The organism is Candidatus Firestonebacteria bacterium RIFOXYD2_FULL_39_29, assembly GCA_001778375.1.
Lineage (GTDB): Bacteria > Oederibacteriota > D2-FULL-39-29 > D2-FULL-39-29 > D2-FULL-39-29 > D2-FULL-39-29.
Genome location: MFGV01000046.1, coordinates 1 through 25,644, shown reverse-complemented (window position 1 = coordinate 25,644; position 25,644 = coordinate 1). Strand labels below are relative to the sequence as shown.

Annotated in this window: 25 protein-coding genes; 1 reads left to right on the top strand and 24 read right to left on the bottom strand. The window is 40.3% G+C overall.

The window, feature by feature from the left end:
- Positions 1 to 152: 152 nt before the first annotated feature.
- The 24 genes from A2536_05070 to A2536_04955 form a co-directional block, all read right to left on the bottom strand.
- Positions 153 to 1,346 carry an electron transfer flavoprotein subunit alpha gene (locus A2536_05070; GenBank protein ID OGF46341.1) on the bottom strand — a complete coding sequence of 398 codons (1,194 nt, stop codon included), beginning with the start codon at positions 1,344 to 1,346 and terminating at the stop codon, positions 153 to 155.
- Between the two features lie 24 nt (positions 1,347 to 1,370).
- Positions 1,371 to 2,168 (bottom strand): electron transfer flavoprotein subunit beta, encoded by a 798-nt coding sequence (locus A2536_05065; protein OGF46340.1) that lies wholly within the window; start codon positions 2,166 to 2,168, stop codon positions 1,371 to 1,373.
- Between the two features lie 210 nt (positions 2,169 to 2,378).
- Positions 2,379 to 3,542, bottom strand: coding sequence for an acyl-CoA dehydrogenase (locus A2536_05060; GenBank protein OGF46343.1), 1,164 nt, complete (start codon positions 3,540 to 3,542; stop codon positions 2,379 to 2,381).
- A 25-nt stretch (positions 3,543 to 3,567) separates the two neighbouring features.
- A complete protein-coding gene (locus tag A2536_05055) occupies positions 3,568 to 4,269 on the bottom strand; it encodes a ribonuclease III (protein ID OGF46339.1) in 702 nt (233 codons plus the stop codon).
- Positions 4,266 to 5,507 (bottom strand): beta-ketoacyl-[acyl-carrier-protein] synthase II, encoded by a 1,242-nt coding sequence (locus A2536_05050; protein ID OGF46338.1) that lies wholly within the window; start codon positions 5,505 to 5,507, stop codon positions 4,266 to 4,268. The genes A2536_05055 and A2536_05050 overlap by 4 nt, the downstream gene beginning before the upstream one ends.
- A 17-nt stretch (positions 5,508 to 5,524) precedes the next feature.
- A complete protein-coding gene (locus A2536_05045; GenBank protein ID OGF46337.1) occupies positions 5,525 to 5,764 on the bottom strand; it encodes an acyl carrier protein in 240 nt (79 codons plus the stop codon).
- A gap of 493 nt (positions 5,765 to 6,257) precedes the next feature.
- On the bottom strand, positions 6,258 to 6,998 hold the full coding sequence (locus A2536_05040) for a 3-oxoacyl-[acyl-carrier-protein] reductase (GenBank protein OGF46342.1): 741 nt from the start codon (positions 6,996 to 6,998) through the stop codon (positions 6,258 to 6,260).
- Positions 6,999 to 7,205: 207 nt separating this feature from the next.
- Positions 7,206 to 7,973: a hypothetical protein gene (locus A2536_05035; GenBank protein ID OGF46336.1), complete on the bottom strand. Its 768-nt coding sequence runs from the start codon at positions 7,971 to 7,973 to the stop codon at positions 7,206 to 7,208.
- A 71-nt stretch (positions 7,974 to 8,044) separates the two neighbouring features.
- Complete coding sequence (locus A2536_05030; GenBank protein OGF46335.1) at positions 8,045 to 8,350, bottom strand: hypothetical protein; 306 nt, start codon at positions 8,348 to 8,350, stop codon at positions 8,045 to 8,047.
- A 99-nt stretch (positions 8,351 to 8,449) separates the two neighbouring features.
- A complete protein-coding gene (locus A2536_05025) occupies positions 8,450 to 9,376 on the bottom strand; it encodes a [acyl-carrier-protein] S-malonyltransferase (protein OGF46334.1) in 927 nt (308 codons plus the stop codon).
- Between the two features lie 208 nt (positions 9,377 to 9,584).
- The gene (locus A2536_05020) at positions 9,585 to 10,577 is read right to left on the bottom strand and encodes a 3-oxoacyl-ACP synthase (GenBank protein OGF46333.1); all 993 of its coding nucleotides are present in this window, start codon (positions 10,575 to 10,577) and stop codon (positions 9,585 to 9,587) included.
- A 3-nt stretch (positions 10,578 to 10,580) separates the two neighbouring features.
- The gene (locus A2536_05015; GenBank protein OGF46332.1) at positions 10,581 to 11,591 is read right to left on the bottom strand and encodes a phosphate acyltransferase; all 1,011 of its coding nucleotides are present in this window, start codon (positions 11,589 to 11,591) and stop codon (positions 10,581 to 10,583) included.
- Between the two features lie 39 nt (positions 11,592 to 11,630).
- Complete coding sequence (locus A2536_05010) at positions 11,631 to 11,804, bottom strand: 50S ribosomal protein L32 (protein ID OGF46331.1); 174 nt, start codon at positions 11,802 to 11,804, stop codon at positions 11,631 to 11,633.
- A 142-nt stretch (positions 11,805 to 11,946) separates the two neighbouring features.
- Positions 11,947 to 12,468 carry a hypothetical protein gene (locus tag A2536_05005; protein OGF46330.1) on the bottom strand — a complete coding sequence of 174 codons (522 nt, stop codon included), beginning with the start codon at positions 12,466 to 12,468 and terminating at the stop codon, positions 11,947 to 11,949.
- 221 nt (positions 12,469 to 12,689) lie between these two features.
- Positions 12,690 to 13,613: a hypothetical protein gene (locus A2536_05000; protein OGF46329.1), complete on the bottom strand. Its 924-nt coding sequence runs from the start codon at positions 13,611 to 13,613 to the stop codon at positions 12,690 to 12,692.
- A 256-nt stretch (positions 13,614 to 13,869) separates the two neighbouring features.
- Complete coding sequence (locus tag A2536_04995) at positions 13,870 to 14,799, bottom strand: hypothetical protein (GenBank protein OGF46328.1); 930 nt, start codon at positions 14,797 to 14,799, stop codon at positions 13,870 to 13,872.
- Between the two features lie 248 nt (positions 14,800 to 15,047).
- Entirely contained in the window at positions 15,048 to 16,325 is a 1,278-nt protein-coding gene (locus A2536_04990) for a hypothetical protein (GenBank protein ID OGF46327.1), read from the bottom strand.
- On the bottom strand, positions 16,326 to 16,727 hold the full coding sequence (locus A2536_04985) for a hypothetical protein (GenBank protein OGF46326.1): 402 nt from the start codon (positions 16,725 to 16,727) through the stop codon (positions 16,326 to 16,328).
- Between the two features lie 4 nt (positions 16,728 to 16,731).
- Complete coding sequence (locus tag A2536_04980; protein OGF46325.1) at positions 16,732 to 17,145, bottom strand: hypothetical protein; 414 nt, start codon at positions 17,143 to 17,145, stop codon at positions 16,732 to 16,734.
- The gene (locus tag A2536_04975; GenBank protein OGF46324.1) at positions 17,126 to 18,328 is read right to left on the bottom strand and encodes a hypothetical protein; all 1,203 of its coding nucleotides are present in this window, start codon (positions 18,326 to 18,328) and stop codon (positions 17,126 to 17,128) included. The genes A2536_04980 and A2536_04975 overlap by 20 nt, the downstream gene beginning before the upstream one ends.
- A 206-nt stretch (positions 18,329 to 18,534) precedes the next feature.
- Positions 18,535 to 19,038 (bottom strand): acetolactate synthase small subunit, encoded by a 504-nt coding sequence (locus tag A2536_04970; protein OGF46323.1) that lies wholly within the window; start codon positions 19,036 to 19,038, stop codon positions 18,535 to 18,537.
- Positions 19,039 to 19,306: 268 nt separating this feature from the next.
- A complete protein-coding gene (locus A2536_04965) occupies positions 19,307 to 20,995 on the bottom strand; it encodes an acetolactate synthase, large subunit, biosynthetic type (protein ID OGF46322.1) in 1,689 nt (562 codons plus the stop codon).
- A 105-nt stretch (positions 20,996 to 21,100) separates the two neighbouring features.
- Positions 21,101 to 22,771, bottom strand: a complete 1,671-nt coding sequence (locus tag A2536_04960; protein OGF46321.1) for a dihydroxy-acid dehydratase — start codon at positions 22,769 to 22,771, stop codon at positions 21,101 to 21,103.
- 520 nt (positions 22,772 to 23,291) lie between these two features.
- Complete coding sequence (locus A2536_04955) at positions 23,292 to 23,933, bottom strand: hypothetical protein (protein OGF46320.1); 642 nt, start codon at positions 23,931 to 23,933, stop codon at positions 23,292 to 23,294.
- A gap of 353 nt (positions 23,934 to 24,286) precedes the next feature.
- On the opposite strand from A2536_04955, the gene A2536_04950 reads away from it, so the two are divergent.
- On the top strand, positions 24,287 to 25,642 hold the full coding sequence (locus A2536_04950) for a hypothetical protein (GenBank protein OGF46319.1): 1,356 nt from the start codon (positions 24,287 to 24,289) through the stop codon (positions 25,640 to 25,642).
- The last annotated feature ends 2 nt before the right edge of the window (positions 25,643 to 25,644 follow it).

Genomic DNA, 25,644 nt, shown 5'->3' with positions numbered 1-25,644 from the left:
TGACAAAAATGCTGCTTTTATATGAACTAAATATTTTTAAAATCGCACTTTTAACATAATTCAGCGGAACTTGGGCTAGGTTCTGGGTACTGGGGAAAGAAAAATTCCCCGTCCTTTTCAAAAAGGGCAAGCCTTTTAGAGATTAAATTAAACTATTTTTTAATCTTAGCAATAAGCGCGGGCACGACTTCAAAGAGATCACCGACTATACCATAAGTAGCAATCTCAAATATCGGAGCTTGAGGATCTCTGTTGATAGCTATAATGTTCTCAGAAGACTGCATACCCGCCATATGTTGAATTGATCCGGAAATTCCTACTGCGATATAGAGTTTCGGACATACTGTTTTTCCCGTTTGCCCAACCTGATGTGAATACGGAATCCAGCCGGCATCGACTGCGGCTCGGGAAGCACCCACTGCACCGTTTATCAACTGCGCCAGTTCACGGATTAACGCAAAGTTCTTGGCTTCGCCCAGCCCTCTTCCCCCGGATACAATAATATCCGCTTCAGAAAGGTTAACCGTGGACTCAACTTCTTTTACAAATTCTATAAGTTTCGTCCGGGCAATCAGGCAGTCTTCTTGAATGTTTTTTGCAATAATAAGCCCTTTTCTGTTCGGATCTTTAACTGCTTTTTTAAATACTTTATGCCTTACAGTCGCCATCTGAGGCCTAAAACTCGGACAAGTAATAGTAGCCATAAGATTTCCGCCGAAAGCAGGCCTGGTTTGCAATAGGAGTTTTGTATACTGGTCAATATCCAGCTGGGTACAATCCGCGGTAAGTCCGGTCTCCAGCATAACGGCAACCTTAGGGATAAAAGAACGCCCGAGCGCCGTGGCTCCCGTTAAAATAATATTTGGTTTGTACTCTTCAACTAAAGAAACCAGAGCTTTTGCGTAAGATTCGTCATTGAAATCTTTTAAGCAATTTGAATCCACAACGAAAACTTTATCCGCGCCGTAAAGAATAAGATCATTGGCTTTTTTTGTAACATCATGTCCGATAAGGACGGCACAGAGTTCTTCTCCGAGTTCCGTAGCAAGCTTTCTTCCTTCATTTAAGAGTTCATAAACAACCGAAGCAATCTCTCCATGCCTCTGTTCCGCATATACCCAGATACCTTTATAAAGAGAAAGATCCTGATCTGATACTTTTCTATCAACCTGGATCAATATCGCTTTAAATTTCTTACAGGCGTCAAGACAGGCCCCGCAATAATTACATTTAACAGGATCTATAAACGCTTTTTTGTTTTCGAGTATGGTAATCGCGCCCTGAGCGCAAGTAGGAAGACATAACTTGCAACCCACGCATTTTTCATTTAATACTTTTATAGCCACAATAACCTCCGGATCTTATTAACTTTAATTAATTAATTTTGCTGCTCTTAATTTGCCGGTAATTTTCTCGGCTTTTTCTTCAACCGTTGCGCCTTCGATTATTTCTTTTTTTCCGCTTCTAACAGGCACAAAAACCCGATTAACAAGCGTAGGAGAACCGCGAAGTCCTATGAAATCCGGATCGCATTCTATGTCTTTCGCGCTCCATACCGCAGGCTTATAGTTTTTAGCCTTCATTTTTCCCCGCATAGACTCGATCCTTGGTTCATTGATCTCTTTTACCACGGAAATGAGGACAGGAAGGGAGCTTTCAAGAACTTCATATCCATCATCCATCATTCTTTCTACTCTTATAGTTTTTGCACTCAGGTCAACATTTTCTATCTTTTTAACCCAGGCTACAAAAGGAATATCCATCCAGTTGGCAATTCCGGGACCCACCTGCGCGGTATCGCCGTCCATTGCTTGTTTTCCAGTCAGTATAACATCGGCTCCGCCCATTTTCTTTATACCCTGCGCCAGTGTGTAGGAAGTGGCAAGTGTATCTGAACCCGCAAATGCACGGTCAGAGAGCAGTACGCCTTCATCCACACCCATACCTATGCAGGTTTTAATGGCCTGGTCCGCTTGCGGAGGACCCATAATAATAACGGTTACTTTACCGCCAAATTTTTCCTTTAAGCGTATGCCCTCTTCCACGGCATAAACATCGAAAGGATTAACGATGGCCTCTACACCTTCCCTTATAAGAGTATTTGTAGCCGGATTAATCGCGACCTTAGTAGTTCCCGGTACCTGTTTGATACATACGACTATGTTCATTGTTGACTCCTAAAAATAGTTTGCAAGGTTCATAAGGTTTGTAAGCAAAGCTTTTCTCGTAATGAACCTAAATTTAACTGTCAAATATCTTTGACAGAGCGAGATAAAGTTTGTAAGGTCTTTTTTAATTGTGTTATTATTTACCTTATCTATCTTAAAACCTCATTTTTTCGGTTTTTGCTAAGCCTCCGACCTCTGCGCATCCGCGCATCATTTCTTCGACGCTATTTCTTTTATCAACCCTAACGCTATTTCGTTTCTTTGTATCTGATTGGTACCTTCGTAAATCTGTGTTATTTTTGCATCGCGCATCATTTTTTCTACAGGGTATTCTTTCATATATCCATAACCGCCGAGGATCTGCACGGCATTTACGGTTACTTTCATCGCAACATCAGAACAGTAAAGTTTACTCATCGCGGATTCTTTTGCAAAAGCTTTGGCATCACCCGCAGCATCAATAGTTTTTGCTGTTGCATAAAGCAGAGCCCTTGCAGCTTCAATTTCTGTCGCCATATCAGCCAGCATATGCTGCACTGCCTGGAAAGAACTTATCGGCTGGCCAAATTGTTTTCTCTGTCTTGAATAAGCAAGCGCTTCTTCAAATGCGCCTGCAGCAATACCAAGAGCCTGCGCCGCAACACCAGGTCTTGAGTTATAAAGAGTATTCACTGCAACAATGGCACCCATGCCTTCTTTTGCGATTATCTGATCTTTATGAATCCTGCAATCCTGAAATACAAGTTCACGGGTCGCAGAAGCACGGATTCCCATTTTATTTTCTTTTTTTCCAAAGGTAAAGCCCTTCGTATCCTTTTCAATAATAAAAGCAGTTAAACCCCTGGAACCTCTCGCCCTGTCCGTTACGGCTATTACACTGTAAACCCGGGCTTCTCCGCCGTTTGTAATCCACTGTTTTGTTCCATTTAATACATAGTAATCACCGTCTTTAACCGCAGTAGTTTGCATGCCCAACGCATCCGAACCGGCATTTGCTTCAGTAAGACCGAAAGCAGCAAGATCTTTACCGGAGGCTATATCCGGAAGGTATTTTTTCTTCTGCGCATCGGAAGAAAATAACAAAATTGGAAAAGTACCCAGCGCGGTTGCAGCCATAGAAAGAGCAATAGCAGAGCAGACCTTGGACATTTCTTCAACAGCCAGACAAAGACCCATAATACCTTTACCCATCCCGCCATATTCCTCGGGAATATAAAGACCGCAGAGTCCTGCTTCGCCCATTTTTTTTACTTCTTCAGTCGGGAAGTGGCCTTCTTCGTCATACTTCTCCCTGACCGGTTTTATGTGCTTTGCAGCAAATTCCTTTGCCGTATCAATTATCATTTGCTGTTCTTCAGTGAAAAAATAATTCATCATACTTTTCTCTCCTTTTTCTATTTTAAAAAGCTTTCAACGCTTCTTTTGCAGCATTCAACTCTGCCTCTTTTTTGTTTTTACCACGGCCTTCTCCTAAAATTTTTCCGCTAAAAGCGACTCTTACGATAAATGTCTTTTTGTGTTCAGGCCCCTCTTCCGAGGCAATATGATAAATCGGTCTTTTTTTAAACTTTTTCTGAATAAGTTCCTGAAGCTCGGACTTATAATCCTTTGCTTCCCTTTCATCTACAATCAGGTCATTTAAAACAAATTCTTTCATGAACCTGGTAGCGTTTTCTAAACCGCCGTCTAAATATATAGCCCCGGCAAGCGCTTCAAATGCGTTTGAGAGTGTAGACTCCTTATCCCTGCCTTCTGAGGCTTCTTCTCCTCTTCCAAGGAACAAATAACCCCCAAGATTGCACTTTCTTGCAGCCCCGGCTAAACTGGGCTGACTTACCGCCAGAGATTTAACCCTGGTAAGAAAGCCTTCGTTTGCCTCCGGATATTTCTCAAATAAGTACCGGTTTGCTATGACGCCTACAACCGCATCCCCGAGAAACTCCAAACGTTCGTTAGATTCTTTTTTTTGAAGTTTGTTCTCGTTAACAAAAGAAGAGTGAGAAAAAACCGTAGCCAAAACATCAACGGCTTTAAACCGGTAGCCGATTATTTTTTGAAACTCTTCAAGATCTGTTTTTGTTTCAAAGTCAGATCTGTTCATCCAATATATTTTTTAACCGCAACAGTAGCGTTATGCCCGCCAAAACCAAAAGAATTGGAAATAGCAAGATTAACGGTTTTTTGTTTTGCTTTATTTGGCACATAATCAAGATCACACGCAGGATCCGGCGTAACCAAATTGATCGTCGGTGTAATAAGGTCATTCTTTACCGAAAGCACGGTTGCAATAAACTCAACCCCTCCGGCTGCGCCCAGCATATGGCCTATCATGGATTTTGTACCGCTTACAGAAAGTTTATAGGCATGTTCTTTAAAAACACGCTTTATTGCAGCTGTTTCCCCGGTATCACCTAAAGGTGTAGAGGTCCCGTGAGCATTAACATAATCAACTTCTTCCGGTTTTGCACCGGCATCATTGATACAATTTTGCATTGCTCTTGCGCCGCCTTCTCCGTCTGCCGGCGGGGCAGTCATATGGTAAGCATCGGAAGACATTCCATAACCTACCATCTCCGCGTAAATTTTTGCGCCCCTTGCTTTGGCATGCTCAAGCTCTTCCAAAACCACAATACCTGAACCTTCTCCCATAACAAAACCATCCCTGTCTTTATCGAAAGGACGGCTGGCATGTTTTGGGTCATCATTACGGCAGGACATTGCCTGAGCAGAACAAAAACCTGCCATTGCAAGTTCTACTATAGTACACTCAGAACCGCCGGCCACCATGACATCAGCATCTCCATATTGAATATGCCGGTATGATGTACCAAGGCTGTTATTACCTGAAGCACAGGCTGTCACAACACAAGCGCTTGGACCTTTTAACCCAAGCTGTATTGAAACCATACCTGCGGCCATGTTAGAAATCATCATGGCAATAAAGAAAGGACTTATTCTTGATGGGCCTTTTTCGATAAGTGTATAGGTCTGGTCCATAAGGGTTGTTAAGCCGCCTATTCCTGAACCTATAATAACACCCATCCTGGTAGCATCCTCTTTGGTGACATCCAAACCGGAATCTTTCATTGCCTGGACAGAAGCTGCTATAGCATACTGGGTAAAACCATCCATACGCCGGGCACTCTTTTTATCTGTATATAATGTAGGATCGAACCCTTTGACTTCACAGGCAATTTGAGTAGTCAGACGGGAAGCGTCATACTTGGTAATTTTATCCGCACAGCTGACGCCGTCACAAAGGCTCTTCCAGAAAGTATTAACATCATTACCGGCCGGGGAGATCACCCCGAGGCCGGTAACTACGACTCTACGTTTCATGATTTAACCGTGTCCGATTAGGAGTTGGTTTTTTCTTTTAAGTATTCAACGACATTCGAGACTGCCTTGATCTTTTCGGCATCAGTATCCGGTATTTCTATTCCGAATTCTTCTTCGAAAGCCATAACAAGTTCGACTGTATCCAGAGAATCCGCACCCAGATCATCAACAAATGATGCGGTTGGGGTAACCTGGGCTTCTTCTACGCCCAGCTGTTCAACTATGATTTTTTTCACTCTCTCTTCAATTGTAGCCATTTTAACTCCTCCTTAGTGTTTCTTAAGCTGTCTTTCTAGACTGCTTTAAGTAAAACCTAAACTAGCGACCCAACTTGTGGCCGAGCCGTCAGCCTAGTTTTTAACGGGGGGTTCGCCCTCCATTAAAAGATTATATATTCTAGTGAAATGAAGCCGTTTTGTCAAGTACAATTTTTCCTTCGTTTTTGCGAATATTGCTTATATTTCAATGGTTTTATGCAATTCTAACCTGTGTTTTTAAGGTAAGCAGGTGATTTCGCCTCCGCCAGTGATATTTGGCGGATCTTTCGAAGAGATTTAAAGGCTGATTGCGCTGATACATGAAAAAAATCTAAATCTACCGGTAGTAGACCTGTTACTTTCCGTTACTACATATTATGAAGAACGGGCTGGACATTTCTGCCAGCCCGCTTTTGCTATTGTTTTGCTATTTTCCTTGTTTCTGGTTTATTTTTTTGTTTAGAATTTAGAATTTCGACCTTAGTGCTTGATTTTAAGACATTACCATCCCGCCGTCAATCGCTAAAACCTGGCCGGTTACATAGTCAGCAAGGGGTGAGGCAAAGAAAAGAACGCCATTTGCTACATCCTGAGGCTGTCCCATCCTGGAAAGGGGGACAAACTTAAGCATCGCCTGTTTTTGCTCTTCTGTAAGCTTATCCGTCATTGCTGTCTGGATATACCCCGGGGCAACTGCGTTTACGGTGATATTCCTGTTTGCATACTCCTTGGCTATAGACCTGGTAATACCTAAAACACCGGACTTTGAAGCCGCATAATTAACCTGTCCGGCATTTCCCATAAGTCCGATAACCGAAGAAATATTAATAATACGCCCGTATCTTGCCTTCATCATGGTCTTTACAGCCGCTTTAGTGCAGTTGAAAGTACCTTTTAAATTGATAGCAATAACCAGATCCCAGTCCTGCTCAGACATACGAATAAGAAGCCCATCTCTGGTAACTCCCGCGTTATTAACAAGAATATCCAGCTTTCCAAGGTCCTTCACGGTGCTGTCAATCAAAGCATCGCACTCCGCCGCCACCGAAACATTTGTTTTATAAGCCGCTGTCTTTATTCCCAGCTTAGCCAATTCTTTCGCAGTCTCCTCCGCCTTTTCTATATTTACATCACAGATCGCAACATTAGCCCCTTCCTTCGCCAGAGTTTCCGCAATAGCTTTACCTATACCCTGAGCCGCCCCTGTTACCAGTGCCACCTTTCCCTTTAACATATCCATCTCTATACCCTCCAATTAAGTTAAACGATTCTTGATTTTACCATATTTAAAGGGATTGAGGAAGCGGGAAAAGCAGGCGAAGCAGATAAAGCAAGTGCAGTAAAAGAAGTAAACACAAAAACGAAAAATGACCTATATTATAATTTTCTAAGAAAGTTTCACCTAAAAACCACTGTTTTTTACTTTCTTCACTTACTTTTCTTACTGTGCTTGCTTCTTTTTCTTGTTAATTGCCGGCTTTTCCTTTTTGCTTTCAACAATCTTCAAGCAATAGAATAAACAGATCAGGAAACTTATACCGGCAGCAGAATAATTAAGTATCATATAATAAACATTATAACTTGGACTGGCAAAATACATAGACACAATTAATACACTCATAATTAGTTGAAATTTTTCATGAAAGTATTCTTTTCTGATTGCCATTTTCTTTTTATCCATCTCCCATCCAAGGGTTGAAGAAAGCATTATTATAAGGAGGAGAAGATGATTAAATGAGGGGAAAACTGATTTCAAGCCCTTTTTACTGTAATAGACAAAAACTAAGATATACAATAGAAGAATACATACTAATATGCCCCAACCAATTACAAGCATTACTTTTCTTTTTTTTGTCATTTCCCAGGGTGCATATTTCTTTGGATTTTTCATAAATATTACAAACTCCACTGCAAAGAATATAGCTGCTAACAAGAAACCCACAGCCAGCAATAAAGCCAAATATCCAAACCGAGAATCTCTCAGATAATAGACTCCAAACAGAAGATCTGTTCCTGACGCCGAAATAAGCTTTTCAAACACATATGAATAGGCAAATACCAACGAAGCCGACAAAAATATTACAGCGCACAATATATTTTCAATGCTTTCGCTTCTGCCTTTTCTTTTGTAAAACCATAACCAAGCCAGCCCTAAAGGTAAAAGCAAACAAACAACATATTTAAGGATTGTTATTATTAATTCTCCCATTCTTCCTCCACTAATTGATCAGTAACAATACTTTTCATATTCAACAGTCCCCCCGAACTATCTAACCTGATTTATTTAATTTTACTTGCCTTTTCTTTACGGTATTCGATAATCGCCCATATTCCCAGTGCGACAAAGATCATCTTTACAATTGCATGAAGGATCCACAAGGTTTTATGTTCATAAAATATTTCAACCAAATCTCCAGTTTGGAAAACTGTCATCAAAATTAAAAAATCACGCACAAGATGCTTTTTAAAAGCAGAGTCTTTCTTCACTATCTGATATACAACAAGATATATCGCGGTAAGAACTGCTATGACTGGTAAACCAAACAGTTGAATTAGAAACCAACCTCTATGAATTATATTTTCCATTTCATATACCCCTTGAGATTTATAATTTCACTAACAAAGACGCTGGGTCCCGAATCTCAGTCCGGGATGACAGAATTCTGCTTTTACGTGAGCAACGTTTCAACGTGTAACGTTAGCAACCTCAGTTTTAAACTTCTCCAACGTTTCAGTGTTATCTATATTATAGACTCTGGCTTCTTTTTTGATCTTCTTTACCAGGCCGGAGAGGACTTTGCCGGGGCCTACTTCTACGAAGAGGTCAATGCCGTCTTTTAACATTCTGCAGATGGTGTCTTCCCAAAGAACGCTTGAAACTACCTGTTTTACCAGGAGTTCTCTCGCGGTGTTACCGTCTTTCACATAGTCTGCTGTTACGTTTGCTATGATCTTTGTTGTGGGATTATTGAAATTTACATTTTTAAGTTCTACGGCAAGTTTTTCCTGCGCGCTGGTCATCAAGGTCGAGTGGAACGGGCCGCTTACTGCGAGGGGAATTGCTTTTCCTCCTGCGCCTTTGGTAAGCTTGCACATCTCTTCTACGCCTTCTTTTGTCCCCGAGACCACTATCTGGCCGGGTGAGTTATAATTAGCAGGTGCAACTAATCCTACTCTTGAAGCATCTTTGCAAAGCTGGTCAACTTTTTCTCTCGGAAGCATTAAAATTGCTGCCATTGTACCGCCGGAAGCAGCTTTCATGAACTCCCCGCGTTTCCTGACTATTTTTACTGCATCTTTAAAATCAAGGACCCCTGTTGCTACAAGCGCCGAGTATTCACCGAGAGAATGGCCTGCAACTACATCCGGTTTTGCAAAAGGTAATACTTCCTGTAATATAGCTATGCTTGTCGTAAGAATTGCCGGCTGGGCGTTTTCCGTGCTTTTTAATACGTCGTCCGGCCCAAGAAAACAGATGTCTGATATTTTCAAACCGAGAGCTGAGTCCGCTGAATCAAAAATACTTTTGGCCTTGGCAAATTTTCCAAAAAACTCGGTACCCATTCCTATACTTTGTGAACCCTGACCTGGAAAAAGAAATGCTGTTTTCATAGTAGACTCCTTCCGATGAGATTAATGCGTTATTATACCCTGAAAACGAAGTAGAAATATTCATATTAATAACTTGAAAAGCCTGTCTACTGTTTAATAATCAGTGGAATCCCGTAGCTTTGCAATCTGTGGAATCTAACCCGAAATCCTCCTAAATCTTAATATTGTGCAAGTCAAAAATGGTATGCTTTCTACTTCGGATTTTGGGTTATATTGACCATTTTATTACGGCGGCACCCATGGTCAAGCCGGCGCCAAACGCCGTTATGACAAGGATATCACCTTTTTTTAATCTTCCTGCCGCATATGCTTCGGTCATTGCTATCGGTATTGAAGCTGACGAAGTGTTACCGTACTTTTCCAGATTAATAAATACTTTCTCCGGCGGAAGTTTCATTCTTTTTGCTATGGATTCTATTATCCTGATATTTGCCTGGTGGGGAATAACAAGGGAGACATCTTCATACTTCAGACCTACTTTAAGAAGGGCCGTGTCGATAGCTCTCTCCATGCCCTTTACCGCGTTCTTAAACACTTCATTGCCTTCCATTTTTATAAAATTACTCCGGTTTTTCAGTACTTCTTCCGAGAACGGGGTTCTTGAACCGCCTGCGGGAACTTCCAATAGATGCGTTTTAGTGCCATCAGAAAAAATATAAGAAGAGAGTAGTCCTGTGTCTTCTTCCGTCGACTGTAGTACTACCGCACCTGCGCCATCTCCAAAGAGAACACAGGTGTTTCTGTCCGTCCAATCCGTAAGTTTTGAAAGACAATCAGCCCCGATAACAAGAATGGTTTTCGCTTCACCGGACACTATCATTCCCTTTGCAAGAGTAAGGCCGTAAATAAAGCCGGAGCAAGCGGCAGAGAGGTCAAAAGCGGCAGCTTTAGTTGCTTTAATATTGTTTTGGACAAAACAGGCGGAGGAAGGAAAAGCCATATCAGGTGAAACAGTACCTACCATAATTATATCTATTTCTTCAGGCTTAATCTTTGCCATTTCAATGGCTCTTAAAGCTGCCTGCGTAGCAAGGTCCGAAGTGGCGGTTTTTTCATCAGCAATGTGACGTTCCGACATCCCGGTCCGGGTTTTTATCCATTCATCGGTAGTTTCCACCATCTTCTCGAGGTCTTTATTGGTTAAGATCTTTTCGGGAGCGTAAAAACCGATCCCGGTTATTTTTGCAGATATCTTCGACATATTTTACTCCGTTTCACCATTACTGAATTTTTTTATCTCTTCGGCAATATGATCTTGGACATTGCTCTGTACAGATTCCACCGCGGTTTTAAAAGCATTTTTCATTGCTTTTACGTTGGAACTTCCGTGACTTACGAAAATGTAACCGTTAATACCGAGAAGCGGGGCACAACCGTATTCCGCATAATCGGTCTTTTTTATTATACCTTTAAACACCGGTTTTAATATCCAGGCTCCTATGGAGATGAATATACTCTTCCCAGAAAGTTCCGCTTTTAATATCGCAAAGAAATTTTTTGCCAAACTTTCGGCAAATTTTAAAACTACATTTCCCACGAAACCATCGCAGATGATAACATCCGCTTTATCGGAAAGGATATCCCGGCCTTCTATATTTCCAATAAATTTAACGTTTGTCGCTTTAATAAGTTTTGCCGCTTCAATGGTGAGATCATTCCCTTTGGTCTCTTCTTCTCCTATACTGATAAGTCCGACCCTGGGTGATCCCGCAGTTATAACATCATTATAATATACAGCACCCATTATTGCGAATTGCTGAAGATGTTTCGGTTTGCAGTCGGCGTTCGCGCCGGCGTCCAGAAGAAGAGCCCGGCCATGCTTCGAAGGAAAGAATGCGCCAAGTGCGGGACGTGCCACACCCTTAAGCCGGCCAAGTTCAAAAAGTGCCGTTGCCATAACCGCGCCTGTATTACCGGCAGAAATGAGAGCATCCGCTTTTTTATCTTTTACGAGTTTTACACCGACTACAAGAGAGGAGTCTTTTTTTTGTTTGTAAGCGTCTGTGGGAGATTCATGCATACCGATAACTTCGGAAGCATGCACAACAGAAATAGCCAAGCCTTTAGTTTTGTATTTTTCCAACTCAGCTTCTATTCCTGGTTTGTCTCCTACAAGGATAACCTCAATACCGAATTCTTTTGCGGCTAAAACGGCACCTTCTACTTCTATTGCCGGTGCGTTGTCACCGCCCATTGCGTCAAGGGCTATTTTCATGGGTTTGTCCGTTCAGGCTCAAATAAATGAGGCCTGCGGCTAAACGTCCAATACTTCTTTTTTTCCGTAATAACCGCAATTTTCACAAACTCTGTGAGGAAGCTTGCTTTGCTTACACTGCGGACATACGGATAGACCGGGGGTCTTTAATTTCCACTGAGATCTTCTGTGATCCCTTCTTGAAGCAGAAAACCTTCTTTTTGGGTTTGCCATTAACTTCCTCCTCAAATAAAAATCTGTCTATAAAGTCCATAAGTTCTGTAAGGTCCATAACGTCTCAAATTATTGTAGTATTATTAAATTAAACAACTCCAAAATGTGAACCCGATACCCAGAACCCTGAACCTATCACCTATTATTTATTCTTTTTTTCTTTTAAAAGTTTTTTTAAATTTGCGAAGGGTTTTAAATCTTCCGCTTCGCAAGAACATTCAGCCTTATTCAGATTTTTTCCGCAACCGGGGCAAATACCCTTGCATTTTTCATTGCAAACGGCTATTTCAGAAACAGAAATTAACACCGCCTGCCTCACATCTTCCAAAAGATTCAATTCATCACCCTGGAGAAGTTCCTCATCAAGGGCTTCTTTATCTATCTGTCCGTCTTCCTCAAAATTTCCTTTAACATACTTATGGTCAAAATCGGCATTAATACTTCTTTTAACCACTATACCACATCTGGCACAGACAGTCTCCAAGCTAGTTTTTGCTCTGCCTCTGACAGTGAAACTCTCTATCTTATTATCAACTTCAATGGTACATTCTACTAAACCTAGAAATCTTGCATCTTTTATATCATCTATGCCAAGTTTTTCAGCAGTCTCTGCAATATTAAAACACGAAACACCTTCTTGAAGCGTCTTTATATTGATAATCATTATTTTGCCTTGTAAAAAAACATTTTACCTGAATAAATCATTTAAGTCAATACGAAAATACCAAGGAAAACTCCTGTTTTATATATCCTCCTGAAACTGACAGGCATGTCGAGAATGACAAAAATACGAATTTGACTCTTAGTTTCTGCAAAAACAGGATGACACAGATGAAAATAAGGGCGGCAATTCTTGCCGCCCTTATTCTTTTAATAAATCCTGTCTTATTCTTCTTTTGTTTCCTTTTCCGCTTTAGGCTCAGCTTTTCCTTCTGATTCAGCAGCCTTTACTTTTCTCTTCGCCGGCGGCCTATTTACTTCTTTTGACTGTATTTCCGGGTCAAAATAAGAATCTCTGATTGCATCAATGGTCTTCAACACGGAAACATTATATTGTTTCACCAGTTTATTATCTTTATAGATAGATACTTTATTAACTATATCATGTTTACCTTGCTTGAAAGTCTGAGGACCAAATACTACCTTATTGATCACTGTTTTTTCTTTGTTATTCTTATCGGCAGAGTCAAATTCAACAATCGCTAACTGCTGCGTATCCTTATCAACATAATATCTCAATGTCTTTCCGTTTACAAACCTGTAAGTCTTGTCATTAACTTTCTCTTCTGTCTCAACAGACTCCTTCATATACTTTTTATGCATAAAATACCAATCAGGAAGTACGCTCAAAGCAATGAAATCAGCATTAATCTTGCCCATGATAGCACTGGTGTTTTTTTTGATATCATAAAAATCCGCACCATCAAAGATACGCTTACTGATTATACTGATTTCCGAAGGAGTAACCTCCTGAACTTCATACATTTTTCTTTTACTTTCCGTGTAAAGCTTTAGCCTGTTAATTACTGTAATAATCCTTGTATTGGTTTCTATTTTATTTGAGCCCTGTTCTTTTCTAGTAAAAAACTTCTTTACCTTCGCCTTAAAACTCAGATCCGGAACAAATATTGTGGTTTCATACTCTTCCTGTCTTTCTTTTGTAATATCAAAAGCAAGAAGCAATAGAGGTCTTTCTGCGGAAAACATATCAGCTTTCTTTTGGGCATCATACTGAAATCTTGATGCAGCGAAAATCCCCGGTGAAAACAAGAAGGCAAGCACCAGAATCGAAACTACTGTTCTTTTCATATCACACCCCCATAATTTCGGTTTTTAGCCGAGTATACATCACTCTTATTATATACTTTTTATCCTTGTATTTTCAAACATTAAATAGCTTTTTTTAACCGGTCAGTCCCCAGAGCAGGCAGAGAATCCTTCGTCCTATACCCGAGAAAAGAAAGCGGTATTGGTCTGTCTGCATCCGCCTCTTTGATTGACAATAAAAAACGCAACCTAAAGATATATGGCAAACAATTACAGCCCACAGGTATTTCTTCTTCTCTTATCTATTTTTAATCATAATGTCTATTCTGTGATTCTCTATGGTATCTTCAAAACCGCTGCATTTAATATTTTTTTCAGGAAGAATCAATATTTCAGAAAAATACTGCGCCAATATCTTGGCCTGTTCACCTGACATGGAAACATCCTCGCCGTGCACCTCAATATTTAAAGCAAGAGTAAAATTTTCTTTAAGATAATCAGACATTTCCTTGAGAATTGGAATACCTTCTTCGAGTATTTTTGTTTTTTCCCTTTCAATATCAAATATTTTTTTTCTGGTAACAGAAACATATAAGCCGTCGTTCTCCTGATGAACCAGCTGGTGAATAACAAAAGGCGAGCCAATGACGGTTCTCGGGTTACCTGACTGATCCACAAGATTAATCAGATATGAATACGGATTTCCCACTTTAATTATTTTGTTAGCCGCGTTTCTTCCGCTCCATTCAATGATTTCCGGAGGTTTTCCTTTTCCTTCAAATTTTTTAAAAGTTTTTCCTTTGGAATCTGTAACAATAAGCTCCCAGGTGGCTGTCTTAAAACCCATAGCTTTCAGAGAAAAACTTGCTATCGGTTCTTTTACAAAAACAGAAAGAAAGGGAAAAGCAACCTGTTGACTTGAAAGCATTTTCGGCACGGCATCCTTTAAATCAGAGAGTGCCGGTGATTTTTCAAGAAACTTCTTTTCGGTATCTATAGTCGGAAGCACTGCCTCGTTAATATTCATCTTAATTTCCAAAAGCGGCTTTTCACTCTTAACCTTAAGTTTATCTTCGCCTGTAACGGTGACATCATCGATTCGCCCCGAAGTTTTTTTAGCAGGCACAGAGCTTTCCGGCTTTTTTACTTCAGAAGTTACTTCCGGTTTTGCAGCTTCTTGAGCAAAGATTAAAACACTAAATACAATGATTAGCACAATACTTTTCATCGGTTCTCCTCTGTTAAAAACACTGCCGTTAAAACATTCTACGTTACTCACGTTGCTAACGTTCTACATTAACGTGGTATTATTATATCAATATCTCCTAAATCTAAAACTAGAACCTTTTTTCCCTCTTCTGTTCTTGCCAAATCTCTTCTTTCATCCGCCACAAAGCGTTGGCGGATTTCGCTAACGCTTAACTTTACTCACTTTTTTCACTGTATTGGCTGTTTTTGCTTTCCTTGCTTTTTTTGCTATTTCGCCAGTTTAAATCTAAAAGTAACAACACCCCATTGATCATCTTGTTTTGCTGACCTAGAAAGAGCTTCAAATTGCCAGGTCTTCAGTACGGCCATTACAATTTTGTCTAATTCAGGATAACCGGAAGTACGCTCTATAGACATTTCATCTTTCACGGCACCACTTGGAGATACGAAAAACCTTACTGCTACATCAGCTTCTACTCCTTTTTCCTTCATCCACTCAGGGTACTTCGGCATATAGGAAACAATAATACCCCTGCCCTGCAAAGGTCCGATAAGTTCTACCGATGATTTACTTACCGCAGTTTTTTCCAGAGCAGCCGCTGTTTCAGCTTTTTTAACCGGAGCTATATTTACTTTAGTTTCAACCTTTTTCAGGTCCTCATTCTTTAAATTAATACCACCGCCACCGCCGTATCCTATTGCAGGTTTTCCTCCGCCGCCCCCTCCGCCTTTCGAAGCAATTCTTGTCGTGTTTTCGACAAGCTTTTCCTCCATCGCCAGAAGTTCTCTTACTTTTTTTCTCTCTTCGGCAGTACCTACTATTTCTTTAATTTTTCCGTCATCTTTAACCCTGGTTTTCAGTTTTATACCCAAATCATCCGCTTTACTGTTCTTATCAAGTGGCGCCTTTTTTTCAGTCAAAAGATCAGACGGTGTAAGATCCCTGATCTTTCCATCATCAATTTTTCTCCCGGCATCAGCTGTTGTCAGGATATCTTTTATTTTATCCGCGCGCTTAAGCCCGACTTCATCAAATTTCAAAGCATCTGTCTTTCTGGCAACAGGCTCTTCCCTGTCGGTTAGTTTTCTCTCCTGTTCCATCAACTCATTTAGCTTTTTGCTGTCCATGGTTTTCATAATATCCGCAAGTTTTTGGTCTTTCTCTTTGGCTATTTCTTTAAACTTCAAAGCATCCGTACGCTTCAGCAGCGGAGCAGTTTTATCAACAAGCTTCCTTTCAACTTCTATTGCCTTCTCAATGTCTTTTTTTACAACATCCAGCGGTTTTTCATCTTTTGGACCGGGCATATCAGGCTTTTTGATTGTAGGCAGTGCCATTTTCATAAACTCCCAGATATTCTTCGGTTTTTCTTCCTTGGGACCCGGCGGAGCAGACGGAATAAAAGGCTCAATAATATCAATATCTGTAATAAACTTTACTTCATGTTTATCCTTGACGGAAATATATCCAAAGAACCAAAGCACCAGAAGATGGAATCCCAGACTTATCAAAAAAGAATATTTTGCTCTGTTTTCTAGAACCATTTACCTTTTTTGCTCCGTTGCCAAAGCGTATCTGGCACCAACTTTCTTCGCCATAGACATAGCTTCTTCGGCGGCGCCCCAGGGAGCATCTTTATCCGCCCTTATTACAATATATTTATCATTGTTCTTTTTTATCGTTACCAGAAGCTGTTCGGCAACCCCTTCCTTTCCCACGATGTCCTGATTGATTGCCCATTCGCCTTTGCTGCTTATTGAAATCGTAATATTTTCCTTTTCCTCTGCTTCTTTTGTAGAGGCCTTTGGCAAGCTCAGCTCCATATTCGGATGTACCATCATAGGCGCGGTAACCATAAATATGATAACCAGAACCAGACACACATCAACAAGAGGAGTTACATTAATACCGTTTATTTCTTCTTCGCTGCCGCTTTGCATTCCCATATAATTACTCCTGAAGTTTTTTCAGAACTGATAGCTTTCCCGCTCCTGATTGTTTTGCCAAATCCATGACATCCACGACACTTTCGACCCTGTTCATTTTGTCTGCAACAATTGTCACAAGTTTATCTCTGCTTTTTGCAATACGAACCCTTAGTTCCAGCCCGAGATTATCCCTGGAAATTACCCGTCCATTTACCAATATTTTATTATCTTTTGTCAGAATAATCTTTACATTCTCTTCCGTGGATTGTTTTCCCGTCGCAGCACCCGCCGCAGATTGGGTTAAGTTAATCCCTCCCTGCATTACAAAATTCGCAGTAACCATAAATATAATGACCAATACCAGACATACATCCACGAGTGGTGTTACATTAATATCGGCTATCGGTAAATCATCGTCATCCGTTTTTATTGCCATTATTTTTCTTTCCCCTTACGATCGCAAATTTTATTTGATTTTTCGCAGTCTCAGCTTCATCTAAAAGCACCGCTCCCTTTTGAATCAGCTCGGTAATACCAATCTTACCTGTTTTATAAATCTCAGCAGCTATTACAGCTCTTACATAGGTGGCATAATTTTTAGTTTGACGCGAACCAAAATTCAGAAATTTACCGATAAAACTGCGCGGGACTTCCACTTTACCTACAATTTCCTTTTGCTCTATAGAATTCTTAATTCTTTTTACAACAATTTTTGTCTCTTTTTCGCCTACCTCATGAACAATAGAGGCGAAAGTCGCACCTTCAAATCGGGCATTTACATCATATACCCTTGTATTTTTAGACAATCTAAGGGCTACTTCCTTTAATACCATATCTTTGGCGTCTTTTTCCATATTAGCCGGAAGCTCCAGACGTATAAAAACCAGAGCCAGGGATTTGGTAAATCTTTCAACACGGTTAATTGATTCCGACAAACGTTCTTCAAAATACCTGCTGTTGTAGAGCTTTGTCAAGTCGTCCAGCATCGTAAGGCACATAACCTCATCCAACTTCTCCATTTGCTTGGCCGATATATATGAATAGGTTATACTTCCGACAAAAAGACCTCCACCTATAAAAAGAAAGACCAGAAATGATATTACGAGACCGTTATTAGCATTATTTCTTATATTTTCAGTTATGACTTCCAAATCAGCAAACTTTATAATCCCTGATACATGCGAATTGATTTTAGAACAAACTTCTTCACTCTTGCTGCAAATTTGTTCATTTGTCAGGCCTTCTGTTTCCTTAAAATAATTATTTACAACAAAACCGATAAGATAAAATTTATTTTTTATCATTTCTTCATTTTCAAAAAGCTCGCCCTGTAATGCATTATCTCTGATCTTCCTTATAGAAGCGGTCATATTTTCCAAAGATTTATTTTCTTTGCTTTTCTTATACAAATCAATGTGCCCGCGCAAACTTGAAAGCTCATTTAAAATATTCTGTTTGGCAGTAAGTACCGGAATAAGGGACTGCATAGCACTCACCTGCTTAAGCATAACCAGGGAAGCAACATAAACTCCTGCAGATAAGATAATTGACAGAACAATCAGAAGGAGAAGCCCAAGCTTTAACTTCTTATGATTTTGTTCAAATTTCAATTTCCACATACATTCCTCCGTCAGAAAACTACTTTTCTGATCAATAAGTTTTTTTAACTTGCCAATTTAATCGCAGATAATCAGCCGTCCAAAAGTCCATAAGGTCTATAACGTCTTACACTATAGTGGTATTATAAATATTTGGCGAAGGACTTCTTTTCGCCTACACAAAATTGTCAGTTGTCATTAGTCAATCGTAAATGTCTTTTTACTCGCTATTTCACTTTCTTCACTTCTTCCTTCTGCCATTCACGGGTCAGGGCTACTGCGCCTGTTCGCACCATCTCTTTAATACCAAAAGGTAAAAGAAGTTCGAGTAACGCATTTATCTTATCATCGGTGCCGGTTACTTCCACGGTAAAAGTCTTTGGACTAATATCCACAATCTTTCCGCGAAAAATATTTACAACCTGCATTACTTCCCCTCTATTTCCGGAATTAACGGCAACTTTAATCAAGGCAAGTTCGCGGTTAATAAATTGTTTTTCAGTCATATCAATTACTTTAATAGTATCTATGAGTTTATTTAGCTGTTTGCTTACCTGTTCTAAAATCATATCATCGCCGCCCACTACTATCGTCATTCTGGAAACACAGGCATCTTCTGTCTCTCCAACAGTCAAGCTCTCTATATTAAAGCCCCTGCCGGAGAAAAGCCCCGCTACACGGGCTAAGACCCCCGGTTTATTCTCAACTAAAACCGATATTGTATGTTTCATTTTTTCTCCTTATTTCGTTTTATTATATTACCGTCCGATCAATTCTTGCGGCAGAAATTAACACTACTTTTCTTACAGTGATTCCACTGATTACAAGGCTACAGGATTCTCCGCCCTTGGCGAGATCTCACCACAGGTGGACACTGATACAAACTTAAAAATGTTGCGAGTTAGAGCCTTTTCCGGACTCTGTCCTCCAGTCTCAGTTCCTCTGTCTTAGAGCTTTTGCCGCGCCTCTGCGCATCTGACCTTCCGTGCATCTATCTTGCTATGCCAATTCAACATCCTTATAATCTATCGCTTCTGTAATAGCCGCGCCCGCGGGAACCATCGGAAGCACATTTTCTTCCTTAGCGACTTTAAAATCTATCAAAGTCGGACGGTCATTAATCTTAAGCGCTTTTTCAAGAGCTTCTTTAACCTCTTCCTCTTTTGTTATTCTCATGCCGGCTGCGCCATATGCTTCTGCAAGTTTTACAAAATCCGGCTGGATTGTAAGATCCACGCCGGAATAACGCTTTTTCCAGAAGAGCTGCTGCCACTGGCGAACCATGCCAAGACAGCCGTTATTAAGTATTATTATCTTGATCGGAAGTTTATGTTCAACGGCAATTATAAGTTCCTGAATATTCATCTGTATTGACCCGTCTCCGGAAATATCAAATACCAGCTTGTCTGGATTTCCAAATTGAGCGCCAATCGCGGCAGGAAGCCCAAAGCCCATAGTTCCAAGCCCTCCTGAAGTTACAAAAGTTCTCGGAATATCAAACTTAAAGAACTGGGCAGTCCACATCTGATGCTGGCCGACTTCAGTGACAACGATTGCCTTACCTTTAGTAAGGTCATAAATATGTTCAATAACAGACTGGGGCTTAAGCGCACCTTTTTTCGAGTAAAGAAGCGGAAAATTCTTTTTCCATTCATGAATCTTCGCCCACCATTCCGGATGTTTTCCCACCGTTACTTGTTTTGTCAGTTCAGGAAGAACACTTTTTGCATCTCCCACTATCGGAATATCCGCCCTGACACTTTTGCTGATAGATGTCGGGTCAATATCAATATGAATAATTTTTGCTTTCTTTGCAAAAAAAGCAAGATTCCCGGTAACCCGGTCATCAAATCTGGCGCCAATCGCGATTATCAGATCCGACTCATGCATTGCCAGATTGGAAGTCCTGGTCCCGTGCATACCAAGCATACCGATAAATTGATTATGCGTCCCGGGAAAACAACCCAGGCTCAAAAGAGTGAGCCCGACCGGAGCGCCCGTTTTTTCCGCAAAAGCTTTAAGCTCCTTGCTGGCACCCGCCGCAAGAATTCCGGCACCCGCATAGATGACAGGTTTTTTGGCCTTGTTGATTTCTTCCGCCGCTTTTTTGATCTGATTAATATTTCCTTTGTACGTCGGATTGTAATTTTTCATTTCTATTTTTTCAGGCCATATAAACTCCGCTTCTGCTTTGGCGACATCCGAAGGAAGGTCAATAAGGACAGGCCCTTTCCTTCCGGTAGTAGCGATATAAAAGGCTTCTCTGACAATTTTTGCCAGATCATTTATATCTTTTACCAGATAGTTATGTTTCGTTACAGGCCTGGTAATCCCGACAACATCTGCTTCCTGGAAAGCATCATTACCAATCATTTTTGTCGGTACCTGAGCCGTGATAGCGATCATCGGAATAGAATCCATATAGGCAGTTGCCAATCCGGTCACCAGATTAGTCGCGCCCGGTCCCGAGGTGGCAATACAAACTCCCGTCCTTCCGGTTGATCTTGCATACCCATCAGCCATATGAGCCGCGCCCTGTTCATGCCTGGTAAGAACAAGCTTTATCTTCTTACTGTCATAAAGCGCGTCAAAGATAGGAATTGCCTGACCTCCGGGTATCCCCCAGATTATATCCACGCCTTCCCGTTCAAGGCATTCTATTAATATTTCAGCACCTTTCTTTTTCATTTTAACCTCATTATTATAGATTTTGAAACCGCTACCGATCCTTTTATTCAGGACTCCTATATTTAAACCTAGCCCCCAGCACCTAGTACCCAGAGACCAATTTTTTTACTCAATATTCTTTTTAAATATCGCACCCATGTTTGACGGCGTAACCATGGCGGCATACCTTGAAAGATAACCTGTTGTTACTTTTGGTTTCAGTTTTACCCATTTTGCAAACCTGTCAGAGATATCTTTGTCTGATAATTTAACATTTAATTTTCTTTCGGTTATATCAATTTCTATAATATCACCGTCTTTTAAAATAGCTATGGCCCCGCCATCCGCGGCTTCCGGACAAATGTGCCCGATAGACGCGCCTTTTGTCCCTCCGGAAAACCTTCCGTCGGTTATAAGCGCTACATCTTTTATTTTCATTCCTGCTACAGCCGCAGTAAGAGAAAGCATCTCCTGCATTCCCGGACCGCCCTTAGGTCCTTCATATCTGACAACAATAATATCCCCTGCTTTAATCTTCCCTCCAAGTATCGCCTTTATCGTTTCCTGCTCGGAATCAAATACTTTCGCGGGACCGGAATGCTTCATCATCTCGGGAGAAACAGCCGACTGCTTAACAACCGCGCCACCCATGGCAATATTCCCGTACAAAATAGCAAGCCCGCCTTCTTTCCTGTAGGCATTATCCCAATCACGGATAACTTCAGGACTCTTAACTGAAGCTTCTTTTACAATATCTCCGATCTTTTTACCGGTAACTGTTTTACATTCAAGATGCAGGCGGTCATTTTCCGCAAGTACCTTTAACAACGCGGGAATTCCTCCCGCAAAATACAAGTCTTCAAGGAAATGAGGGCCGCCCGGAGAAAGCGAACAAATATATCTTGTCAATTTACTTATCTCATCAAATTTCTTAATATCCAGACTAATTCCCGCCTCATTGGCGACTGCAAGAAGATGTAAAGTAGTATTGGACGAGCCGCCAAACGCCATATCCACAGTTATTGCGTTTTCAAAAGCCTTTAACGTCAGAATATCTCTCGGTTTGATATTTTTTTTAACTATTTTAAGTATTTCCATTCCCGCATATTTTGCAAGGCGTAAACGTTCGGCGTAAACCGCAGGAATAGTTCCGTTCCCCGGAAGTCCCATACCAAGCGCTTCCGTTATACAATTCATTGAGTTGGCGGTGAACATACCCGCACAGGAACCGCATCCGGGACAAGCCACATCTTCAAGCGCATTTAATTCTTTAACAGTCATATCCCCGGCTTTTACCTTCCCCACGCCTTCAAACATTCCCTTAACAAGGTCCGTCTTAACATCATTATATCTTCCCGCAAGCATAGGCCCGCCGCTGATAAAAATCGAAGGAACATTAAGCCTTGCAGAAGCCATTAACATACCGGGAATTATTTTATCACAATTGGGAACAAAGACTATACCATCAAAAGGATGCCCCATACATTCGCATTCAATGGAATCGGCAATGACCTCCCGGCTGGGCAAAGAATATTTCATGCCGTCATGGTTCATGGCAATACCATCGCAGATGCCGATAACCCCGAACTCCATAGGAGTGCCGCCCGCCATTAATACACCTTTTTTTACGGACTCAACTATCTTATTAAGATGGACATGTCCGGGTATGATCTCGTTTGCCGAGTTGACAATACCAATCATCGGACGGTTAATTTCTTCATTTGTATAGCCGCAAGCCTTAAAAAGCGACCGGTGGGGCGCCTTCTCAAGACCTTTCTTCATTGCATCGCTACGCATCAAATCCTCCTTGGTAAAGCAATTCCGTTAAAACGTTGCACGTTATCACGTTACTAACGTTTCACATTGACGTGGTATTATCCACAAAAAAGTTTCAGTTTTCCCGCTCTTGCTGTGCCTCTGCGCATCTGAACATCTAAGCCTCATTTCTCCCAGAACCTAGTACCTCGACCCCAGTCCCTGTTCTTAAATTAGTTACTCAAACTTAATTATATCAAAAAAAGCTGTAAATATCTAATAATTTTCAAGGTTTTGCATTGTTTTGTGGTATGAGTATGCAGGCAGTTTGTGGGCGTTAGCCCACTACAACTACTACTAAAAAGCTTATAACAGATAAGGAAAATGAACGAGCTAGTATGCCCGCTTTAAGGTTGGACCTATTTTCCTTTTTTGTAATCATGAAAGAATAATACCATATATTGGGAATGTCTGTCAAGATTTTTGCTATTAAAGTTACGTTTCTTCAATCTTGACTATCGTGCAATATGCTGCACATTTGTCATTTTATTTATTTTAACTACTACCAACCCAGGGTTTTTAACAACTCCGTTGTAATTACCATATAGCCGGCAAGGTTCGGATGAATAGGTTCAAAGCAGAAATTACGCGAACGGTATTTTAAGTGTTTTTGGAAAGCCTCATGAGTTTTAACATGGCGGGTATTAAATATTTTTACCATCTCATGCACACTCCCGATATAATTTTCCAGCAAATTAAGAACGGCTCTTTCTCTTGAATTTTCTGTTTTATTGGTGCTCATATAAAAAGGGTCTATCAGTATTATCTTTGCTTTTGTCTTTTTTTTTGTTTCAGAAAGGATAGTGAACATATTTTCCCTGAACTGTTCAGGCGAAACAGCCTCACAAGTCTTATCAAGATACCTGTGAATGTCGTTAATTCCTATTTTTATAGAAACCCAATCCGGCTTCAGGCGTATCACATCATCATCCCATCTGTTTACCAGGTCTTTCGAAGTATTACCGCTTATCCCGGTATTAAAAAACTCTATTTTTCTTTCAGGATATTTCGCAGTTATCGCATCTACAGTCATTTTTACATAGCCGCTCCCGAAAGGTCGGTTTTGAGTCTCCCTCCCGCAATCCGTTATTGAATCCCCTATGAAAACATACCTCTGTCCGTTCTTAAGCAAAAATTTTGACATAGCACTCTCCCTTTTAAAAAGATTTCACTGAGACATGTGACAGTTAAAACGTTACACGTTATCAAGTTACTCACGTTCTACATTAATGTGATATATTAAATCAAACAACTCCTTAATGTAAACCTAGTCCCCAGAACCCAACACCTAGGACCTGTCAGCCTACTGTTATTGAATAACAGTAGGCTGTAAACGATAGACTTATTTTCTGTTATTATATCCCATTCAAATTAATTATTCCAATATGTTTTAACGTAGTTTTTACAATTGTTTTATGAATTCAATTGAAAACCTGTCTGAATTGTTATATTATAAACACTATGAGTAAATTTGCTTTCTGTTTGATAATGTATTGCATGTTGTTTATCTTGCCCGGATACTCTGAAGTTACTTTCACAGAATCTACTGTAAAACTTACTATTGTTAATTATGAATCTTACCTATATCCTTCCACCCCCTATGAGACATGTTATCCGTATGACAAGCTTGATTTTAAGGCAGTAAAGTTTAAAGAAAAGACCGGAATAATTTTTAAAACTTTAATTTTAGAAAACGAATATTTAAAAATAACTATTCTTCCTGAGATGGGAGGCCGGATATACGAATCAATTTACAAACCTGCAAATAGTAATATGTTCTATACCACGAATGAAGTAATACCCGTCAGAATATACGGCGGTGGAACCGGGTATTTGCTGGTAATCGGCGGGATAAAATACGCCTTTCCAAGTTTTGACCACACTCCGAATAATAATACGGTATGGAAATACAAAGTAACTAAGAATGAAGACAAGAGTATAAGTGTTTTAACTTACGATACTGATATGGAAACTGATTTAAAAATATCTGAAACAGTTACACTTCGTCCCGGCACGTCAAAGATCGAGATAAATACTTTACTTGAAAATCCCACTCCATATAAAAGAAAATACTGTTACTGGTTATGCGCCGCAATGGACAATAATGATAATATGGAGTTTATTTATCCGACAGACAGGATGATCACGCACACGGATGACTGGGGAGTACCCAAAAGAACGCTAGTAAGCTGGCCAATATATAGAGGGATTGATTACAGTAAATTTAAAAACTGGGACAATCAACAGGGTTTATTTCCTTTTAAAAATAAAAACAATTTTGTAGGTTCCTACGATCACGGAAAAGAACAGGGTATAGTCAGGATTTACCCTCCTGAAATTGTTAACGGGACAAAAGTATGGTGTAACCCGCGGGATCCAAAAAATACAAGCCAAACTTTTGAAATATTTGGCGGATTGCCTGAAACTCAGGATGATTATACCTACATGGAGCCAAAATCAAATGTTCAATGGAAAGAGTATTGGTATCCGATAAAAGATACTGCGGGATTTATTTACGCGAACAGTTCCTGCGCAATAAATTTAAAGAAAACGAATGAAAAGGAATTTTCATTTTTTATCGCCTCAAACATAATATTAAACGACGTTAAATTACGTTTTTCCGGAGATAAAAAAGATTTGCTTGAAAAAACTATAAATATTTCGCCGTCAGAATCAACAAAATTACAGGTAATATCCGGGGATAATTTTAGTAATGATTCTGAGATTAATATTACCGGAACTTCTTCCGATAATAAAGAAGTGGCTCTTCAGGCTTTACAGTGGGTATATTATAGAGGTATTATAGTGGTCAAAAAGGAGACAGACTACTATGCAAGACAAAAAGCTATATGAAT

Bases quoted from the DNA above. Each gene is read 5' to 3' on its own strand.
- A2536_05000 (OGF46329.1), bottom strand. From the start codon at position 13,613: ATGAAAAGAACAGTAGTTTCGATTCTGGTGCTTGCCTTCTTGTTTTCA.
- A2536_05030 (OGF46335.1), bottom strand. From the start codon at position 8,350: ATGGAAAATATAATTCATAGAGGTTGGTTTCTAATTCAACTGTTTGGT.
- A2536_05040 (OGF46342.1), bottom strand. From the start codon at position 6,998: ATGTTAAAGGGAAAGGTGGCACTGGTAACAGGGGCGGCTCAGGGTATA.
- A2536_04990 (OGF46327.1), bottom strand. From the start codon at position 16,325: ATGGTTCTAGAAAACAGAGCAAAATATTCTTTTTTGATAAGTCTGGGA.
- A2536_05035 (OGF46336.1), bottom strand. From the start codon at position 7,973: ATGGGAGAATTAATAATAACAATCCTTAAATATGTTGTTTGTTTGCTT.
- A2536_05010 (OGF46331.1), bottom strand. From the start codon at position 11,804: ATGGCAAACCCAAAAAGAAGGTTTTCTGCTTCAAGAAGGGATCACAGA.
- A2536_04985 (OGF46326.1), bottom strand. From the start codon at position 16,727: ATGGGAATGCAAAGCGGCAGCGAAGAAGAAATAAACGGTATTAATGTA.
- A2536_05050 (OGF46338.1), bottom strand. From the start codon at position 5,507: ATGAAACGTAGAGTCGTAGTTACCGGCCTCGGGGTGATCTCCCCGGCC.
- A2536_04965 (OGF46322.1), bottom strand. From the start codon at position 20,995: ATGAAAAAGAAAGGTGCTGAAATATTAATAGAATGCCTTGAACGGGAA.
- A2536_05065 (OGF46340.1), bottom strand. From the start codon at position 2,168: ATGAACATAGTCGTATGTATCAAACAGGTACCGGGAACTACTAAGGTC.
- A2536_05015 (OGF46332.1), bottom strand. From the start codon at position 11,591: ATGAAAATAGCCCTTGACGCAATGGGCGGTGACAACGCACCGGCAATA.
- A2536_05025 (OGF46334.1), bottom strand. From the start codon at position 9,376: ATGAAAACAGCATTTCTTTTTCCAGGTCAGGGTTCACAAAGTATAGGA.
- A2536_04970 (OGF46323.1), bottom strand. From the start codon at position 19,038: ATGAAACATACAATATCGGTTTTAGTTGAGAATAAACCGGGGGTCTTA.
- A2536_04955 (OGF46320.1), bottom strand. From the start codon at position 23,933: ATGTCAAAATTTTTGCTTAAGAACGGACAGAGGTATGTTTTCATAGGG.
- A2536_04975 (OGF46324.1), bottom strand. From the start codon at position 18,328: ATGTGGAAATTGAAATTTGAACAAAATCATAAGAAGTTAAAGCTTGGG.
- A2536_05020 (OGF46333.1), bottom strand. From the start codon at position 10,577: ATGTCGAAGATATCTGCAAAAATAACCGGGATCGGTTTTTACGCTCCC.
- A2536_05045 (OGF46337.1), bottom strand. From the start codon at position 5,764: ATGGCTACAATTGAAGAGAGAGTGAAAAAAATCATAGTTGAACAGCTG.
- A2536_04960 (OGF46321.1), bottom strand. From the start codon at position 22,771: ATGCGTAGCGATGCAATGAAGAAAGGTCTTGAGAAGGCGCCCCACCGG.
- A2536_04980 (OGF46325.1), bottom strand. From the start codon at position 17,145: ATGGCAATAAAAACGGATGACGATGATTTACCGATAGCCGATATTAAT.
- A2536_04950 (OGF46319.1), top strand. From the start codon at position 24,287: ATGTTGTTTATCTTGCCCGGATACTCTGAAGTTACTTTCACAGAATCT.
- A2536_05055 (OGF46339.1), bottom strand. From the start codon at position 4,269: ATGAACAGATCTGACTTTGAAACAAAAACAGATCTTGAAGAGTTTCAA.
- A2536_05060 (OGF46343.1), bottom strand. From the start codon at position 3,542: ATGAATTATTTTTTCACTGAAGAACAGCAAATGATAATTGATACGGCA.
- A2536_04995 (OGF46328.1), bottom strand. From the start codon at position 14,799: ATGAAAAGTATTGTGCTAATCATTGTATTTAGTGTTTTAATCTTTGCT.
- A2536_05005 (OGF46330.1), bottom strand. From the start codon at position 12,468: ATGATTATCAATATAAAGACGCTTCAAGAAGGTGTTTCGTGTTTTAAT.